The organism is Stenotrophomonas sp. 05L44_2, assembly GCF_056665995.1.
Map to the genome: position 1 here is coordinate 1 of NZ_JBFTNR010000925.1, position 1,324 is coordinate 1,324.

At 68.2% G+C, this 1,324-nt stretch carries 2 protein-coding genes; one reads left to right on the forward strand and one right to left on the reverse strand.

Annotated features, from left to right (window positions below):
• Positions 1–18: 18 nt before the first annotated feature.
• Positions 19–1,077 carry a CDP-glycerol glycerophosphotransferase family protein gene (locus tag AC1VAN_RS22015; RefSeq protein ID WP_032976715.1) on the reverse strand — a complete coding sequence of 353 codons (1,059 nt, stop codon included), beginning with the start codon at positions 1,075–1,077 and terminating at the stop codon, positions 19–21.
• Between AC1VAN_RS22015 and AC1VAN_RS22020 the strand changes: the two genes are divergently transcribed.
• A partial coding sequence (locus tag AC1VAN_RS22020; protein WP_480986768.1) for a glycosyltransferase occupies positions 1,076–1,324 on the forward strand: 249 nt, incomplete at its 3' end. The genes AC1VAN_RS22015 and AC1VAN_RS22020 overlap by 2 nt on opposite strands.

Here is a 1,324-nt window from a genome sequence, read left to right on the forward strand (position 1 = left end):
CGCCCGGCACTACCCACATCACCGCTGCGACGGACCCCAGTAGCCCAGGTCCTTGCGGATCTGCAGGTCGCGCACCCAGCTGCCAAACGGCTTGCGACGCAGCACGCCCATTTCGCCGGACAGGAAATCCTCGGTGGCGGCGATCACCCGCTCGCTGGACCGGCCATCGCGATAGGGGTGGATGGCATCGGCGTAACGCACGATCTCCGCCTGCAACGCAGCGTCGGGATGCAGCGCGCGCGCCAGCATGGCCGGCAGCTGCTGCGGATCATCGAAATCGATCATGTGCGGCTTTGGCACGCGGTTGCGGAAGGTCACCACCGGCTTGTGCTGGACGATGAACTCCGAAACGATCGATGAGGTGTCCGACACCAGCACGTCGGCGGCGCGCTGGGCTGCCATCACCTGCTCCGGTTCGATGAAACGCGCATTGGCGCCGGCCAGCGCGCGGTAGCGTTCGAACAGTTCCGGCGGGCACTTCGGGTGCAGGGTCAGCAGCCAGTAGTGCTGACCGGCGGCGATGTCGGCCGCGATCTGCGCATGCAGGTGCGGGGCGGCGCTCAAGCGCTCGGTGAAGGTTGAACCGAACAGGATCACCGGGCGGCCGCCGGCTGCACTGCGCAGCGCGGCACTGTCGCCACCGTCGTCGCGGAACAGCGGGTCCAGCTTCGGCCAGCCGGTTTCCGCCACGGCGAAATGGCCCTGCACTGCCGCGATCCCGCGGAACGGCGCGGTGGTGGCAGGGCCCTGCGTGCAGTACAGGTCGAACATGCCGCGCACCCGGAAGTGGCCACGCGCACTGTCGCGCTTTTCCACGTTGAAGCCATGGAACAGCTGCACCTTGGCCCCCGACAGGAAGGTCGGCACCCAGTTGGCCGCGCTGAACACCGCCCGCGGCCGCATCGCCAGGGCCTGCTTCAGGCCGATGTTGGGCACGCCGGGCAGCTGGCTGCCAGCCGCGCCATCTTCGAACCAGGCGGCCACTTCCTGGCCGGAAGCGTGCAAGGCTTGCACCAACGGGGCGAGAATAGGCAGCGCATAGCGCTCCGTCGCAAACAACAGGTACCCGGCCATCATGTCCTCCACGACCGCTCCCATCGAACGGCCTCGCATCTCGGCCTGCATTATCGCGTTCAACGAGGCCGGGCGCATCGGCGACTGCCTGGCCTCGCTGGCCTTCTGCGATGAGATCGTGGTGGTGGACTCGCAGTCCACCGACGCCACGGTGGCCATCGCCGAGGCGGCCGGCGCCCGCGTGCTGCAGCGTCCGTTCGATGGCTTCCGCAGCCAGAAGGCGTTCTGCGTCGAGCAGGCCACCCACCAC